The 15,135-nt window shown below is 50.3% G+C and carries 18 protein-coding genes; 7 read left to right on the forward strand and 11 right to left on the reverse strand.

Annotated elements, in window-relative coordinates; all coding sequences use genetic code 11:
- Positions 1-3: 3 nt before the first annotated feature.
- The 3 genes from Mpt1_RS05950 to Mpt1_RS05960 form a co-directional block, all read right to left on the reverse strand.
- Positions 4-837 (reverse strand): transcription elongation factor Spt5, encoded by an 834-nt coding sequence (locus Mpt1_RS05950; RefSeq protein WP_238603107.1) that lies wholly within the window; start codon positions 835-837, stop codon positions 4-6.
- Positions 838-852: 15 nt separating this feature from the next.
- Positions 853-1,074, reverse strand: a complete 222-nt coding sequence (locus tag Mpt1_RS05955) for a protein translocase SEC61 complex subunit gamma (protein ID WP_048113089.1) — start codon at positions 1,072-1,074, stop codon at positions 853-855.
- A gap of 175 nt (positions 1,075-1,249) precedes the next feature.
- The gene (locus tag Mpt1_RS05960; protein ID WP_048113091.1) at positions 1,250-2,581 is read right to left on the reverse strand and encodes a glycosyltransferase 87 family protein; all 1,332 of its coding nucleotides are present in this window, start codon (positions 2,579-2,581) and stop codon (positions 1,250-1,252) included.
- Between the two features lie 132 nt (positions 2,582-2,713).
- Here Mpt1_RS05960 and Mpt1_RS07760 point away from each other — a divergent pair, with 132 nt between their 5' ends.
- Complete coding sequence (locus tag Mpt1_RS07760; RefSeq protein WP_193354112.1) at positions 2,714-2,878, forward strand: hypothetical protein; 165 nt, start codon at positions 2,714-2,716, stop codon at positions 2,876-2,878.
- A 13-nt stretch (positions 2,879-2,891) separates the two neighbouring features.
- The gene (locus Mpt1_RS05965) at positions 2,892-3,152 is read left to right on the forward strand and encodes a UPF0147 family protein (RefSeq protein ID WP_082007272.1); all 261 of its coding nucleotides are present in this window, start codon (positions 2,892-2,894) and stop codon (positions 3,150-3,152) included.
- Positions 3,153-3,159: 7 nt separating this feature from the next.
- Here Mpt1_RS05965 and Mpt1_RS05970 read toward each other — a convergent pair whose 3' ends face one another.
- The 6 genes from Mpt1_RS05970 to Mpt1_RS05990 all read right to left on the reverse strand — a co-directional run bounded on the left by Mpt1_RS05970 (position 3,160) and on the right by Mpt1_RS05990 (position 6,408).
- Positions 3,160-3,738 carry a GMP synthase subunit A gene (locus tag Mpt1_RS05970; protein ID WP_048113093.1) on the reverse strand — a complete coding sequence of 193 codons (579 nt, stop codon included), beginning with the start codon at positions 3,736-3,738 and terminating at the stop codon, positions 3,160-3,162.
- An 84-nt stretch (positions 3,739-3,822) separates the two neighbouring features.
- On the reverse strand, positions 3,823-4,065 hold the full coding sequence (locus Mpt1_RS07935) for a type II toxin-antitoxin system YafQ family toxin (RefSeq protein ID WP_082007273.1): 243 nt from the start codon (positions 4,063-4,065) through the stop codon (positions 3,823-3,825).
- On the reverse strand, positions 4,062-4,337 hold the full coding sequence (locus Mpt1_RS05975) for a type II toxin-antitoxin system RelB/DinJ family antitoxin (protein ID WP_048113095.1): 276 nt from the start codon (positions 4,335-4,337) through the stop codon (positions 4,062-4,064). Before Mpt1_RS05975 ends, Mpt1_RS07935 begins: the two co-directional genes overlap by 4 nt.
- 262 nt (positions 4,338-4,599) lie before the next feature.
- Entirely contained in the window at positions 4,600-5,547 is a 948-nt protein-coding gene (gene guaA, locus Mpt1_RS05980; protein WP_048113097.1) for a glutamine-hydrolyzing GMP synthase, read from the reverse strand.
- Complete coding sequence (purE, locus tag Mpt1_RS05985; protein WP_048113958.1) at positions 5,531-6,013, reverse strand: 5-(carboxyamino)imidazole ribonucleotide mutase; 483 nt, start codon at positions 6,011-6,013, stop codon at positions 5,531-5,533. Before purE ends, guaA begins: the two co-directional genes overlap by 17 nt.
- 83 nt (positions 6,014-6,096) lie before the next feature.
- Positions 6,097-6,408 (reverse strand): hypothetical protein, encoded by a 312-nt coding sequence (locus tag Mpt1_RS05990; RefSeq protein ID WP_048113099.1) that lies wholly within the window; start codon positions 6,406-6,408, stop codon positions 6,097-6,099.
- Positions 6,409-6,687: 279 nt separating this feature from the next.
- Between Mpt1_RS05990 and Mpt1_RS05995 the strand changes: the two genes are divergently transcribed.
- Together Mpt1_RS05995 and Mpt1_RS06000 are read left to right on the forward strand one after the other, a co-directional pair.
- Positions 6,688-6,960, forward strand: a complete 273-nt coding sequence (locus tag Mpt1_RS05995) for an H/ACA ribonucleoprotein complex subunit GAR1 (RefSeq protein ID WP_048113101.1) — start codon at positions 6,688-6,690, stop codon at positions 6,958-6,960.
- Positions 6,926-7,858, forward strand: a complete 933-nt coding sequence (locus Mpt1_RS06000) for a transcription initiation factor IIB (RefSeq protein WP_048113103.1) — start codon at positions 6,926-6,928, stop codon at positions 7,856-7,858. Before Mpt1_RS05995 ends, Mpt1_RS06000 begins: the two co-directional genes overlap by 35 nt.
- A 60-nt stretch (positions 7,859-7,918) precedes the next feature.
- On the opposite strand, the gene endA is transcribed toward Mpt1_RS06000, so the two are convergent.
- Positions 7,919-8,968, reverse strand: a complete 1,050-nt coding sequence (gene endA, locus Mpt1_RS06005; RefSeq protein ID WP_048113105.1) for a tRNA-intron lyase — start codon at positions 8,966-8,968, stop codon at positions 7,919-7,921.
- A 533-nt stretch (positions 8,969-9,501) separates the two neighbouring features.
- Positions 9,502-10,824, reverse strand: coding sequence for a TrpB-like pyridoxal phosphate-dependent enzyme (locus Mpt1_RS06010; protein ID WP_048113108.1), 1,323 nt, complete (start codon positions 10,822-10,824; stop codon positions 9,502-9,504).
- Between the two features lie 354 nt (positions 10,825-11,178).
- Between Mpt1_RS06010 and Mpt1_RS06015 the strand changes: the two genes are divergently transcribed.
- The 3 genes from Mpt1_RS06015 to Mpt1_RS06025 all read left to right on the forward strand — a co-directional run bounded on the left by Mpt1_RS06015 (position 11,179) and on the right by Mpt1_RS06025 (position 15,071).
- Positions 11,179-11,808: an ArsR/SmtB family transcription factor gene (locus tag Mpt1_RS06015; protein WP_048113110.1), complete on the forward strand. Its 630-nt coding sequence runs from the start codon at positions 11,179-11,181 to the stop codon at positions 11,806-11,808.
- On the forward strand, positions 11,801-13,987 hold the full coding sequence (locus Mpt1_RS06020; protein WP_048113112.1) for a CDC48 family AAA ATPase: 2,187 nt from the start codon (positions 11,801-11,803) through the stop codon (positions 13,985-13,987). The genes Mpt1_RS06015 and Mpt1_RS06020 overlap by 8 nt, the downstream gene beginning before the upstream one ends.
- Before the next feature lie 178 nt (positions 13,988-14,165).
- Positions 14,166-15,071 (forward strand): IS5-like element ISMte1 family transposase, encoded by a 906-nt coding sequence (locus tag Mpt1_RS06025; RefSeq protein ID WP_048112468.1) that lies wholly within the window; start codon positions 14,166-14,168, stop codon positions 15,069-15,071.
- The last annotated feature ends 64 nt before the right edge of the window (positions 15,072-15,135 follow it).

Raw genomic sequence — 15,135 nt, forward strand, 5'->3', positions numbered from 1 at the left:
TGTTTACTTCTCCTTCTCAATAACTCTAACACTGTCACCTTTGACGGTGACCGGGATGGGCACCATAGCCTCAATGAGCTCCACAGTGATCTCCTCTTTACTCTGATCGATCTGCTGTACTCTGGCTATTTCGCCCTTGAACGGGCCGTTTATAAGTTCCACCAGATCTCCTTCCACAATACCTACTACCGCAGATACGGGGACCAGATAGTGGCTTATCTCTTCTATGTTCGTTTCGCCTTCGACGAAAGAACGTGCTTTTTTGATATCTCTTGTCTTCTCTCTGAGGCGGTCGGTGTTCATACCTTCGACGAACACGTATCCTCTGAGTCCGGGAGGGCTGAATATTGCATATATGTCCTTTTCGCCCAGCTGAGCCTTTGACATGAGGCTGTCAGCAACGCTCTTTTCCTGGTCCATCTGCGTTTTGAGGACCATTATGGATTGTTTCGCCACAGCGTTGAATTCGAGCGATGAGCTTCCCGATTTTGTGGTCGCCAGGATCCTGACGCGTACCTTGTCGCCGTACCTTGCTCCCTTTGGGCAAATGACGGTGATCTTGAGATCCCTCGGCTTGTTGTTCGGAAGATCCACTTCCAACTCGCTCTTTGTGCTGAAGTTGCTCCACAGCTCCTTACCGGCCGCATCGTTTATCATAACATCCCACTCAGGAGCGTTATCCATGTCTGGCCCGGTAGAAACATCGAATTTCATTACTGCGGACGATGTGTCCGACGCAAGATTGAACTTCCATGTCGCCGATGTTCCCGCACGGACGACCTTGGCTCCGGCCTCTCCCGTTAAGCGGGTGCTTCCTGTTACAATATCAGACATCATCTCACCTCGCTTTTATTAAAAATAATCTGGAAGATAGGTCATTATCCACATTATGGCAAACCCTACAGCGCCCACTACGATCATTCCGAGTGCCGCGATGTAGCATGTTTTTTTGTACTCTTCCCTTGTTGGGGTGCGGGCCATCTTGAGTATCCTGCCGTATTTGCCTCTGCCGAGATTCTTTGTCTTAGACTCGAAGCTGTTCTGGATCCCGTCCGCCCTTTCTTCAATGCCCATGTTCCTACTTCCTTACATACCCAGATCTATTTCCGGATCATATTTTTACTCTTTCGTTACCACTGAAAGTGAATAACTGAGTAACACCCATAGATAGCCCGCCTGTTTTAAAGCTTTTGGTGTCCCGATTCTTATCTGTCAAAGTCGAACGGATCCCGGAAATGATCAATGCCCGTCATGGAACTTCGTCCTGGTCCTCTGTCTGTTCCCTATTATCGGCGGGCCTCTCTTGCAGGTATCTCTTTTTCAGATTGTCTTTCGATATCCAAACTATCAATATGAACAAGGCCAGCATCACGATGTTCCTTGCAAGGATTATCATCATGCCTCCGTCCGTTATTCCTGTTCCTCCGCCGCTTATGCCAATGTTCACGGCAAAATTCAGCTGCGTAAGGACAATGGCCGCTACCGAAAGGATCAGGACATATCTTTTGTGCTTGAAATCGATGGATGTCATCAAAAATATCGTTAAGAACGGTATGATCCATATCAGATACTGAGAGGAGAAGACCTTGTTGAATAGCATAAACGCCATGACGGTGAGCAGTGCGGCCCAACAGAGGACGATCAATCTGTTGTCCTCGTTGTCCCGCCCGTCCGTGCGCATCCTGTACAAACTGTATGCGTACCAGGCAAGTGCCGCCGCAATAATGACCCCCGTCAGCGGCATCATCATCGGGGCAACGGCATCCGGCAATGCCCCTACCAGATTATCTGATGAGCCAGCTACACCCGGTTGGAACGGACTTATCGAAACATCCGTCAGCCCCAGCATATGAATGAAGTATATCACGGAAGCGGGCAGCGATTCGATCTGAAGTGCACGGTCAACGTTCGAGCCGAAGAAGTTGAACGCCGCGTCCGCCCCGAAAACATAGAACGGGAGGAATATTATCGCGGCTGCTGCAATGAATATCCCGGCACCCCTGAGCATGTTCTTCCAATCTCTGTTGAAAAAGAAAGGTATCAAATAGATGGGGAACAGGAACACCGGATAAAGTTTGGTCATTGTCGCAACGGAAAGGATCAGGAAAGCCCATGCGTACCTCTTCGTCACAAGACAGTAGAAGGAAAGTAGGGTTAGTATCATTGGGAATATGTCGAATCTGTCGACAGCGAACTCGAACAACAACAGCACCAGTACGGTATACAGTATCATTGCGATGTGCTGGCTCTGTCGATATCTCTTAGCAAGTTTGCTCATCATCACCAGCCCGATGAGGAAGAATACGAAAACTTCCGCAACGAACGCTATCTGATATCCGAACTCACTTGACGAGAACAATCGGGGTATCGTTAAGAACACTATCGCAAAGGGAGGATACTCCATCGCCGGGATCCTTCCCTGCAGGATCTCATTCGCATAAGGGAGATATCGAACGGTCTCGCTTTCGATGCCGGTTTGGTATACAACGACAAGGAATACAACTGAAGCTACAGCAAAAATGATCCCCAGGAACAGCTGATGTCTTCTTACGCTGCCGTCCACGATGTCCCCTATTTTCATATGTAGTGTTCCCTAAGAGACATCTGTTAAAAAAGGTTTCAATCCCCTTTGCAAAAAGCGTTCAAGGGGTATGCCCAATTATTAAATACCGCTTATCGATTCGTTCTTCCAATTCTTGCACAGGTGATATGAATGGAAGAGATTCTATGCAACGTAGAGTTAGTTAAGGACAACAACGACTTCATAGCTAGGATACAGAGCGACCTCGGAGGGATGAGGGAATACAAATCGTCCAACTTCGAAGAGGTGCTCGAACAGCTTATGATTGATCTGCAGGAAGAGTTCGAGTCGATCTGACGGGGGTGAGAATGTGGCGGACCACATTAAACAAGTAATAGACATATTAGACAACTTAGCCGAGGACACTTCGGTACCGAGAAACATCAGGAAAGGCGCAACGGACGCCAAAGCCAGACTAATGGATACAAAGAACGCTATGGATGTTCGCGCAACGAGTGCGATGATCATACTTGACGATCTCGCCAACGATCCCAACATCCCGCTTCACGGAAGGACCCTCATCTGGAATGTAATAAGCCAGCTTGAGGTCATCAGCGCGAACTCGAGCTGAAAACAATTTATTTGTGCCAATATTCCGACACGATATCTAAGAAGTTGCGGAATATTTTGGGTCCATTTTCTGTGTGCTCCACTTCGGGGTGGAACTGTACGCCGTATATCGGTCTTGTGGTCGAGCGCACCGCTTCGACCTTGCAGCTTGTAGAGAACGCTGTTATCTCGAACCCTTTCGGCATTACTTTCACTTCATCATTATGTGATGCCCAGACATTGAATTCCGACGGAAGATCTCTGAACAAATCCTCATGAGCCAGTACTTTCAGTTCTACCTTTCCGAACTCAGGTATTTCGCCCGGTCCGAGCTCCCCGCCGAAATGCTCGGATAGGAACTGCATCCCGGCGCATATCCCCAGGATCGGGAATCTCGCTTTGTCCAGATATTCGCCGTTGTTACCCATAAGAGATGCGTCTGTAGCAACGCTGGGAGCTCCTCCCGAAAGAACGATCGCATCCGCATCGCCGATCTCTTCGAACGGCGTGGTGTTCGGAACGATCTTTGTATCAACTTTGAGATCCCTCAGAACCCTCCATTCACGGTGGGTCCACTGTCCGCCGTTATCGATGACATAGATCTTCATCGATGGGCGATGGGGGTTTTCAATATAAGGTTAATCTGCCGAGACTCATCCGAACAAATCGGAATGCGTGCCTGTCCGGATCAGTTATATAATTGACTCGTCACCCCATATGCGATAGATTAAGAGCCAATCCGGAGAAATATGACACTCTCGGCAATCGCTGTATTCGCCTTTCAGTGGATGATCCTCGTATTTTGATCCGAGTGTTTCCCCCGACATCAGCTTTCTAACCACTTCATCAAAACGCTCTGCATCATAAGTGCCGCGTTTCTTAATTTTTTTAAGATCTCTCAGGAACTGCGATGTTGTGGTGGCATTGTATTTCAGGAAAGCAGCTCCTTCATCATCTCGCCTGCGTCTGTATACACTTTCCCAGGCGACTTGTTCTTTTCAGCCGCCCTGGCTTCCTCGATAGCGGCAATCGTTTTTGCATTGGGCTGATCTATTACCATTTCAAACGGGATTCCGCCGCAACGTACAACTGCTCTTGCAAAGACCGTAAATGCGGCAGACGTTGTCAGTCCCAATTCTCGACAGATGTTATCAAACTCATTTTTCAGGTTTCCGTCCATGCGGATGCACACGTTTGTCTGCGCCATTAGATACTCTCCTTTAGTTCAGATATTACTGCATCACTATAAATTTATTGACAATGTAAATAAAGTTACATAATTTATCTACGAGAAAAGCTAAGCAAGTTCAACCTTACATCACGCCTTACTCGGAGAGGTTCTTTTGTTTTATGCCGTTTCTTTTCCGTTCGGTCAGTGTGTTAAAGCCTCCTCTTGTAGAAAAGTGGACTGCAAACGAGGAAGTCGCAACTGAACATCTCCTTTCGGATCCCCCACACCGCCGATCTGATCATTCCCACTCTATCGTTGCCGGCGGCTTGTTTGTTATATCATAAACAACGCGGTTCACATGGCTCTTCATGGTGTTAGTGATCCTGGAGGAGATCGCATCGAGCACATCCTGCGGTATCTTCGAGTACGCTGCGGTCATGCCGTCTATTGAGGATATCGATCTTACTACGATGGTCCTGCCGTATGCTCTCCTATCTCCCTGAACGCCTACCGACCTCGTAGGGATCAGAACGGCGAAATACTGCCATGGGAGTTCCATCTTTCCTTTCTCGGCCGCTTTTCCGATCTCGTCTTCGACAATAAAACAAGCTTCCCTTACGATGGCGATGTTCTCGGGCGTGACCTCGTCCAAACATCTTACGGAAAGTCCGGGTCCGGGGAACGGCTGCCTTTCCGATGACCTTATTTTTAAGATCCTCGCGACCGCCCTTACTTCATCCTTGTACAGATCCCAAAGAGGTTCTACGACGGTCATTCCCATCTCTTTCGGGAGCCCTCCGACGTTGTGGTGGGATTTTATCGTGTGTCTGACGTCATCGCCGGATTCTATCCAATCCGGTGCGATTGTCCCCTGTACCAGATACTCGGCGCCGAATTCCTTCGCTTCCCTTTCGAACACACGGATGAAGCGCTCGCCGATCGTCTTCCTTTTCGTCTCCGGGTCGGTGATGCCTTTTAGGTGTCTGAAGAACTCCTCCGATGCGTCGATGATCTTGTAGTTGATCTTCATCTCTTTCAGCATTCCTTTGACTTCCTCGGTCTCTCCTTTCCTCATCAGTCCCGTATCGACATAGACCGCGAGCAGCCTGCCGCCGATCGCTTTGCTGGCGAGGGCTGCGGAGACCATGCTGTCCACCCCTCCTGAGCATGCGATGATCGCTTTGCCGGGGATCTTCTTCTTCAGATCCTCTACTGCATCTTTGATGAACTCATTTGCGTCCAACATCGGCAACCACCTGTTTTGAATCGGCCTCTATCTTCTCGGCCTGTTCCTTCCTGTAGTCTTTCATCTTATCAGAAAGTTTAGGGTCCTTCACGCCCATTATCTCTATTGCCAATATCGCTGCGTTGTCGCCTCTGTCAAGGCCGACCGCGGCCACCGGGATCCCGGGAGGCATCTGAACAACGGACAACAGAGCATCAAGGTTCACACCGCCGCTTACCGGTACGCCGATCACAGGTTTGCACGTGTGCGCCGCGACGACACCGGGCAAAGCCGCAGATAACCCGGCGATCGCAATGAACACTTCGGCATCCGATGATGTAACGAAATCTTTAACTCTCTCAGGGGTCCGGTGTGCCGATGCCACAGCTATCTCGTAATCTACATTGAATTTCTTGAGCATGGTGATTGCCTTTTCGGCCACGGGCAGGTCGCTCTTGCTGCCCATTAATATGAATACCTTTTGCATCATTGGCTTTAATACAATGATAGAATAAAACCCCACCGAAAAGAAGACTGTTGGAAAAGGTTTGGAAAGCGCTTTCCGCCGGCTCAGCTCTTAAGAACCAACACCAGGAAGATACCGATGGCGATCAGGGCTCCGATCAGGACGGCTATCAGGTTGATGAGCGCATCATACATTACATCCCACGCGGGGACGCTGCAGAACGGCTCTATGCTGCTGTAGCCTACCAGATACGCCCATATTACACAGACGACAAAACCGATAGCAAAGAGTGCTCCACCATAGGCCCTGTTCTTTCCTGCTCCGAAATACGCCGAGAAAATGCCTGCTACCATCATTACCAATGAAAATACAAAGATGACAATGGTAAGGAAACCCCATAAAGTCCATGGATCCATTTTTTCTAAACCTCCGTTTCAGTTCGTATATACGAATATTACTGGGCGGTCGTACGCGGTTGTTATTATTAAATCTTTTACTATTTCCAGCGGTTCATACGCCGGCCATACCATAGGCGCCGGCCGTGCACGAATTGTTGGGAATTGGGCACGAAAAATAAGATAATAAACTATTATATGTGAAGGGTCATCCTTATTAAAATCATCCCGAAAATTTAAATATCACATGCATATCTACATCTTCTATATTAAGGTAAATCCTGTGGGGCGAGGGTGTGAATGGAGTTTTTAGGAACTGTGGATGAGACCGGAGAGAACGGAAATGCCATAGTGATATGTACTAAAAATATCCCTGACATTGGAGACCCTGTCTTTGACTCTGTCAAGAACAGGGTCGGCACCGTTAAACGTATTTTCGGCCCGGTCGACGAGCCGTTCGCAACAGTGGCGGTAGAGAACACCGCAGTGTTGAAGACCCTTAGGGGAAAGGAACTTTACACAATAAGGAGAACTCAAAATGGCAAAGATAAGAGAAGGAACAGAAGAGATTGAGGTCTGTCCCGAATGTGGAAGCCGCCATCTGGTGCGCGACTACGAGAGAGGTGAACTCCTATGCGAAGATTGCGGATTGGTTCTGGATGACCAATTCATAGATCAGGGGCCGGAATGGAGGGCCTTTGACGTGGAACAAGGTGAGAAGAGAGCGCGCACCGGCGCCCCGATGACCTACACCATCCATGACAAAGGGCTGTCCACGGAGATCTCCTGGAAGAACAAGGACAGTTACGGGAAGAGCATTCCCACAAGGAACAGGGCCCAGCTGTACCGTCTCAGAAAGTGGCAGAGAAGGATCCGTGTCTCAAATGCGACAGAAAGGAACCTCGCTTTTGCGCTTTCGGAGCTGGACAGAATGGCGTCTGCGATGGGGCTCCCCAGGAACGTCAGGGAGACCGCTGCGATGATCTACAGAAAAGCGGTCAACAAGAACCTGATAAGAGGAAGGTCCATCGAGGGTGTCGTCGCCGCTTCGCTGTACGCTGCGTGCAGGCAGTGCGGTGTTCCCAGGACCCTTGATGAGGTTGCCGGGTCCAGCCGTGTCGGAAGAAAAGAGATAGGCCGCACCTACAGATTCATGACCCGCGAGCTTAAGCTGAAGCTCATGCCCACGAAACCTCAGGATTACGTTCAGAGATTCTGCTCTGAGCTCAAACTGAGCGGGGAGGTCCAGAGCAAGGCCGCGGAGATCCTGAAGGATGCATCGGAGAAAGAGCTCACATCGGGAAGAGGCCCCACCGGGGTCGCCGCCGCTGCGATATACATCTCATCGATAATTTGCAACGAGCGCAGGACCCAAAGAGAGGTCGCCGATGTTGCGGGAGTTACCGAGGTAACCATCCGTAACAGGTACAAAGAGCTCACCGAGAAACTCGGCATCGACATTGTGCTTTGAACAAACCTTTTCCGAAAACAATTTAATTTTATTGAAAAAAGATGTCTGGCTCTTCGGAAATTACGGTCTGAACCATTTAAATTCGAGATATTCTCTGGGCTCTCCCGCGCGGCAGAACAGGATCTCTTTCTTGACCCCGCCGGACAGCCTTACCGTCCTGGATATCTCGGGCCACATCATCATCTTATCACCTGGAACAGAATGTACCAGATACTTTGCGTGATCCGTGTCGGGAGACCCTTCGTATACCCTGAAGTGCGCACCGTACTTGAAACCGGTCTTCACGACCATGCCTCTTTTTCTCATATCCCTGAAAGCGTCGAGCCTGAGCTCGAACTCCTCCTGAGTCTTTACGCCGAGTTCGATCATCTTTTCCGGGGTCATTTCCTCTCCGGACTGTGTTGTCACATTCAGATCTCCCATCTCCATGATGAAACAGCTTTCGATCAGCGAGAGTTGAAGAATGTTTCCCATCATCTTTCCGTAGAATCCTTTCTTCCCGAGATATTCGATGTGACTTTCTTCTGTGATCAGAACTCTTTCCCCTATAAGCCTGCCCTCCGCGGCGTATTTCGAGGACGAGTGCAGCGACCTTCCCCTGGGATCTCTGGACGACATGTGATAGTAGGTGAGGTCTCCTTCTTCGTCCACGACCCCATAGAGCAGTTTCTTACCCTTGCTCTCGGTGTGGGCGACCTCTTTTGAGAATACATCCAATTCCAGAACGTCCCTTTCTGACACGGCTCTTACAAGATACATCGGGCGGGAGTTGCTCATCACCGAACCACGAGGGAAAACGGACAGATCGAAATGCCCGCTTTCGGCTTTAACGACGAACCCGCGGCTTCTCATATCCCGATATACCAGATATGCAATGTCGAATCTGTCATACTGCGTCGAAGAATGGTTGAACATTTCCGCAAAGGACATCGGCACGCCGTCTTTTGTCACCTGCAGCCTTTCGCTTTCGACGAGGAACGTTGCCTCGATGAGGTCAAGTTCCAGACCGCCTCCGCTCATCGGATATCCGAAGTTCCCCTTGTTGTAGATCTGGGTTCCTTCTTTCTGATCGCTGATTATCACTGTGTCTTCGTTCAATTCTCCCGGCATCTTACATCAACAGAATACTGTTCGTATTTTATTGTTCTGCATATATTTCCTTAACGGAATCTGAAAAAGTTGCGGATGACGAAAGACGGCGCATACCATTTATTGCAGAGAGTAAATAAATTTACAGCAGGAGTTTAACGACCCCTCCCGCAGAAAGAGTCGGATCCGTAACGTGGATCAAACGCCATATCATCAATCTTTGACAGTTCGACAGTGATCGTACGATCCCGTCACGGATCCTAATGCGGACCTCTGAGCCGTTCAGAAATGAAATGACTATCGCCCTGCCCGATGGTCCCGGTTCGCCGTCTCTGTGGAAGACACCAAACCTGGCTTCCCATCCTACGGCCGCCCTCGATTTTCTACCAAGATTATAAACTTAAGCGGGGGGGGGTGTCCGAAACTACAGTCCCTTTTGAATTTTGGCAGTTATCGACGCCGTTGTTTCAATCAAAGGATTTTGATCTGGCTCTTCGACATTTTTCATAAAATCCTGTAAGGCGGGCAATGCCCGCCTTGATAGAAAAGTTGTTTTAATCCGCGGCCGAATTCTTCATCGTTCCGTCTAAGTACTGCTCATATCCGTTGAGGTCGAGCATGCCGTGGCCGGACAAACAGAACACGATCGTCTTTTCTTTTTTGGCCTTCTTGCACTCGAGCGCTACATCCATTGCCGCTTTTATCGCGTGGCAGGATTCCGGAGCGGGGACGATGCCTTCCGTCCTTGCGAATGCCAACCCGGCCTCGAATGTTTCAAACTGTCCGTATGCTCTTGCGGATATCAGGCCTTTGTTCATTGCGGCAGATACAAGCGGTGACATTCCGTGGTATCTCAGACCGCCTGCGTGCACACTTTTCGGGATGAACTCCTGGCCGAGCGTATACATCATCAGAAGCGGGGTGTAACCCGCTGTGTCCCCGAAGTCGTATTTGAACTCCCCCACCGTGAGAGAGGGGGCGGCGTTCGATTCCGCGGCGATGAACTCGCAATCAGTCTTGCCTTTGATCTTCTCGCCGATCATCGGGAAACAGAACCCTCCGAAGTTGGACCCTCCTCCGGCACATGCTATCATATAGTCAGGATCTATCTCGCCGATCTTCATCTGTTCCATTGTCTCTTGGCCGATCACCGTCTGGTGCAGCATGACGTGGTTAAGCACGCTTCCCAGAGAGTAGCATGTGTTCGGGTCCTTTGCGGCCATCTCGCATGCCTCCGATATTGCTATTCCCAATGAACCTGTTGTCTCGGGGTGCTCTTTAAGCACTTTCTTCCCGAACTCTGTGTGTGGACTTGGAGAAGCATATACCTTTGCGCCGTACGTATTCATAATTGTCTTTCTGAGAGGTTTCTGATTATAGCTTCCTTTGACCATGAAGACTGTGCAGTCAATGTCAAACAGGTTCGACACCATCGCAAGCGCTGTCCCCCATTGGCCTGCTCCTGTCTCGGTGGTAAGGGTGTGGATTCCTTCCTCGGCATTGAAATATGCCTGTGCCAGAGCAGTATTCCCTTTGTGACTGCCGAGCGGGCTCATATCTTCTCTTTTGAAATAGATCTTTGCCGGCGTCTTGAGATATTTCTCCAGTCTTACCGCCCTCTGAAGATGCTGCGGGCGGTTCAGGTGAACCAATCCTTCTCTTACTTCTCCGGGTATGTTAACATATCTCTCTCTGCAACCTTCCTGCCTGATGATCTCTTTACAGAAAATCGGTTCAAAGTCTTCGGGTTTAGCCGGCTCTCTTGTTCCGGGGTTGAGCGGGGGATCCAAGTGTCCTATGTCCGCCACGAGATTGTACCATTTTTTTGGTATACCTTCTACTGGCAGACTTATTCTAAGGTCTTTAGCGATTGCCATGACCTTAATGATTCTATCTACCTATTTAATAATGCGTGCATTGATGTATGGTATTGTACAATATAATATGTCTGGGAGATTGCCGTCGTTGTTATTTTGATTATTGCGGCCCTATGCATTACGGCCGCGGTTACCGCCAAAAAATTCTAAGACAAAGTGAGAGCCTCTCCCTTTCTCGACCTTTTTCCTCAACTTTTTTTATGTGAAAGAACGGCGGCTCGGCAGAGAGACCTATGCGGAGACGCAGGGTTCTCTAAAATAGTTCGGATCGAGAGGGGTTAAGGGGCCTATCTTAAATACTACAATTGCATTAACCACAGGTTAGTAACTAATAGTTAACAACTATGTGATAGCATGAATGACCTAGACACGATACTATCTGTGATAGAGAACCCGACAAGGCGCAGGATACTGATGGCGCTTGTCAGAGAGCCGCACTACCCGCTGCAGCTTTCAAAGGAGCTCGGAGTAAGCCAACAGGCGATAATGAAAAATTTGGATATCCTGGAAAAAAACGGGCTTGTAGAAAGCAGGAAAGAAAGCAGCGACAGGGGCCCGGTGAAAATGGTCTATCGCCCCACCTCCGAGTTCACATTGACGATAGATATGCGCAACGGGCTGTTCAGGGCTACCTTGTCGATGCCTGCGAGCGTCGACGATGCACAGGAGAACAGAGATATGGAGTTCGATGAGGTCAGAGAGACCCTCTCCGAGATAGACCGGCAGATAAGCGAGTTCGACAGGCTGAGAGAAGAGATGATCGAAAGACGCAACAGAATGATGTCCTCATTCATGCACGGCCCTATTGCCAGCGAGCTCGGTTATCTTGAAAGGAGCATTATCTACGGAATGCTGAACTCGCCGGAACATGACGCAAGCGAGGTCTCCCGCGAGATGGGGCTCCGGGATGACACGACGACCAAAGTAGTGAATGACATAGAGAACAAATGCAAAGATCCCAAGAGAGTGATGAGAAATGAGTAATGACAAAGCAACGAAGGTCGCGGAATTGAAACCCGGAGAGACAGGAAAGGGCATTGCGAGACTTGATCCCGAACTTATGGACATATTCGGACTGAAGATAGGTGACATAATACAGATCGCAGGTACAAAGAAGACGGTGGTAAAGGTGTTAAGGGGGGTGCCCGAGGATGCGAACCGCGGGATAATAAGAATGGACGGCTCCACGAGACGCAACGCCGGCACGTCGATAGACGAGCGTGTCGGGATCAAGAAGATATTCGCAAAGAACGCCGAAAAGATAACTTTCTCCCCGACAGAAGAGCTGAGACTTCAGGGCGGAGAGGAATACCTCGCAAAGGCGATGGAAGGAAGAGCGTTCGCAAAGGGCGACGTTCTTACCCTTAATGTAATGGGCAACAAGATCGATCTCGTGGTAACATCGCTCTCGCCCCCCGGCGATGCGGTGCTGATGACAACGTCGACTGAAGTAAAGATATCCGACAAACCCGCAAAATCGGCCGACATGGAGGTCCCGCAGGTCTCGTACGATGACCTCGGAGGGCTCGGGAACGAAGTGGCGAAGATCAGGGAGATGATAGAATTACCTCTGAGACACCCGGAACTGTTCAAGAGGCTCGGAGTAGAGGCTCCGAAGGGTGTGCTTCTGCACGGCCCTCCCGGCACGGGCAAAACAATGCTCGCAAAGGCCGTGGCGGGGGAGACCAGCAGTAACTTCATATCCCTCGGCGGTCCCGAGATCATGAGCAAATTCTATGGCGAATCGGAAGGAAAGCTCAGAGAGATCTTCAAAGAGGCGGAAGAGAACGCCCCCAGCATCATATTCATCGACGAGATAGACTCGATAGCTCCGAAAAGGGAAGAGGTCACCGGCGAGGTCGAAAGACGCATTGTGGCACAGCTGCTCTCTTTGATGGACGGCCTGAATTCGAGAGGAAAGGTAGTTGTCATAGGAGCGACTAACCGGCCGAACTCGATCGACGAGGCTCTGAGAAGGCCCGGAAGGTTCGACAGGGAGATCGAGATAGGCATTCCCGACAGGGACGGAAGACTGGAGATCCTGCAGATCCACACAAGAGGCATGCCATTGTCCGACAATGTCGACCTTAAGGCACTGGCCGACCGCACCCACGGTTACGCGGGAGCAGATCTCTCCGCTTTATGTAAGGAGGCGGCAATGGCCGCCCTGAGGCGCGTACTGCCGCAGATGGACCTTGAGACCGAAGAGATACCCGTGAACCTGTTGGAACAGATCTCGGTGACAAAGGACGATTTCAGAGAGGCCCTGAAAGACCTCCAACCGTCGACAATGAGAGAAGTCTTGATCGAGAAGCCCAACGTAAAATGGGAGGATATCGGCGCCCTTGAATCGGCAAAGCAGGAACTCAAGGAAGCGGTCGAATGGCCGTTGAAGTTCGGGAAGGTGTTCGAACACATGAACGCGAAGCCTCCAAAGGGCATACTGCTTTACGGCCCTCCCGGCACAGGTAAGACCATGCTCGCAAAGGCCGTGGCAACGGAGTCTGAGGCGAACTTCATTGCCGTAAAAGGTCCCGAGTTCCTCAGCAAGTGGGTCGGAGAGTCGGAGAAGGCCGTGAGAGAAACATTCAGGAAAGCAAGGCAGGCGTCGCCCTGCGTGATCTTCATGGATGAGATCGATTCGATAGCACCGGAAAGAGGCACAGGCGGAGACAATAACGTCACTGAGAGAGTGATTTCCCAGATGCTTACTGAACTCGACGGACTGGAGTCTCTGAACGACGTTGTCGTTATCGCTGCGACCAACCGCCCGGACATAATGGACCCTGCCTTGCTGAGACCCGGAAGGTTCGACAAGAGCATATTCATCGGCCCGCCCGACCGCGAGTCGAGGATCATGATCTTCGGGATCCACACAAAGGACAAACCGTTGGCGGACGACGTCGACATCAACGACCTTGCCGACAAGACAGAGGGCTGCACCGGCGCAGATATTGCCGCGATATGCAATGAGGCTGTCATGACCGCGGTAAGGCGCATCGTCAAGCCGGGAAAGGTCCCCGACGACGATGAGATCAAGAGCTGCAAGGTCGAGATGAGGGATTTCCTCTCTGCGGCGGACAAGTTCGGCCCGCAGACATCCCAGAAACTCAAGGACTACGGCCATAAGGCAAAAGATGGGGGCACAGAAGGATACCGCTAAGGTCTGGCACATGCGCATTTGATAACAACAAGAAGAAACTTCTTCCAACACTTTCCTTTATTGCGACACAGCTTTTATAATAGGAACTGTGTTTCATAATTCGTTGGCCCGCTGACCGATGGTGATTAATTTTCAGAGGACCATCGTCCGGTGCTTGTGAGAAAGCAGGAGCCAGACGATGGCAGAGATGGGATGGGACAGACAGTATAATAGACATTGGGATGAGTATAACCAAAGACTTGTCGAACGGGGAAGGATATTTTGGGACCTTTCATGGGTCCCTAAGCATCTGGATGAGATAGGTTCGAATGAAAAGAAACGAGGACGGCCGCGTTTGTACGGGGATGCTCTGATATCTTATGTTTCCAGGGTCAGGACGGTCACAGGCATCCCCTTCAGGATGCTGGAGGGTCTTTTCAAGCCCGTGTTCGATCTGATCGGGATAGAGGTGCCGAGCTATCCGACGCTTTGGAGGCGCTGTACCTCTCTGGAAGCGGCAGCCGGTATCAAGGCGACCGCGCGCAAGAGGATCGTTGCGGTCGACAGTACAGGGATAAAGGTCACCGTCAGGGGAGGATGGATGAGGGAGAAGTGGAAGGTGCACAAAGGATGGCTTAAACTTCACATTCTCTCTGATGTGGAGACGAACGAGATCCTCGCATTCGTGGCGACGGACGAACGATCAAGCGATGCCAAGCACCTGCTGGCACTTGTGGATGCGGCCTTGGCCGCAGGCCACGGGATAGCGAAGGTGCTTGCGGACGGGGCGTATGACACGAGGAAGAACTGGAATGGGATGAGGGAGAGGAAGATAGAGTTCATAGCCCACATCAGGAAGAATGCTTCGACGACATCCAGAGGATGCACCGTGAGAAGCGCGCATGTACGGGAGAGGAACGCAATAGGCGAGGACGAGTGGCGTAAGAGGTACGGCTATAACATGAGATGGAAAGTGGAATCGGTCTTCTCCGACCTCAAGAGGATGTTCGGAGAATCCGTTTCTTCGAAGACGTTCGAGAACATGGTGGCGGAGATCTCCAGGAGCATCGAGTGCTTTAATATGATGAAGGCGGCAGGTATGTGAATGAATTATGAAACACAGTTATAATAGGCATCTTTTTTTATAGAAGAACAACTGCTATCTATAT

The sequence above is a fragment of the Candidatus Methanoplasma termitum genome, from assembly GCF_000800805.1.
Taxonomy (GTDB): Archaea; Thermoplasmatota; Thermoplasmata; order Methanomassiliicoccales; family Methanomethylophilaceae; genus Methanoplasma; species Methanoplasma termitum.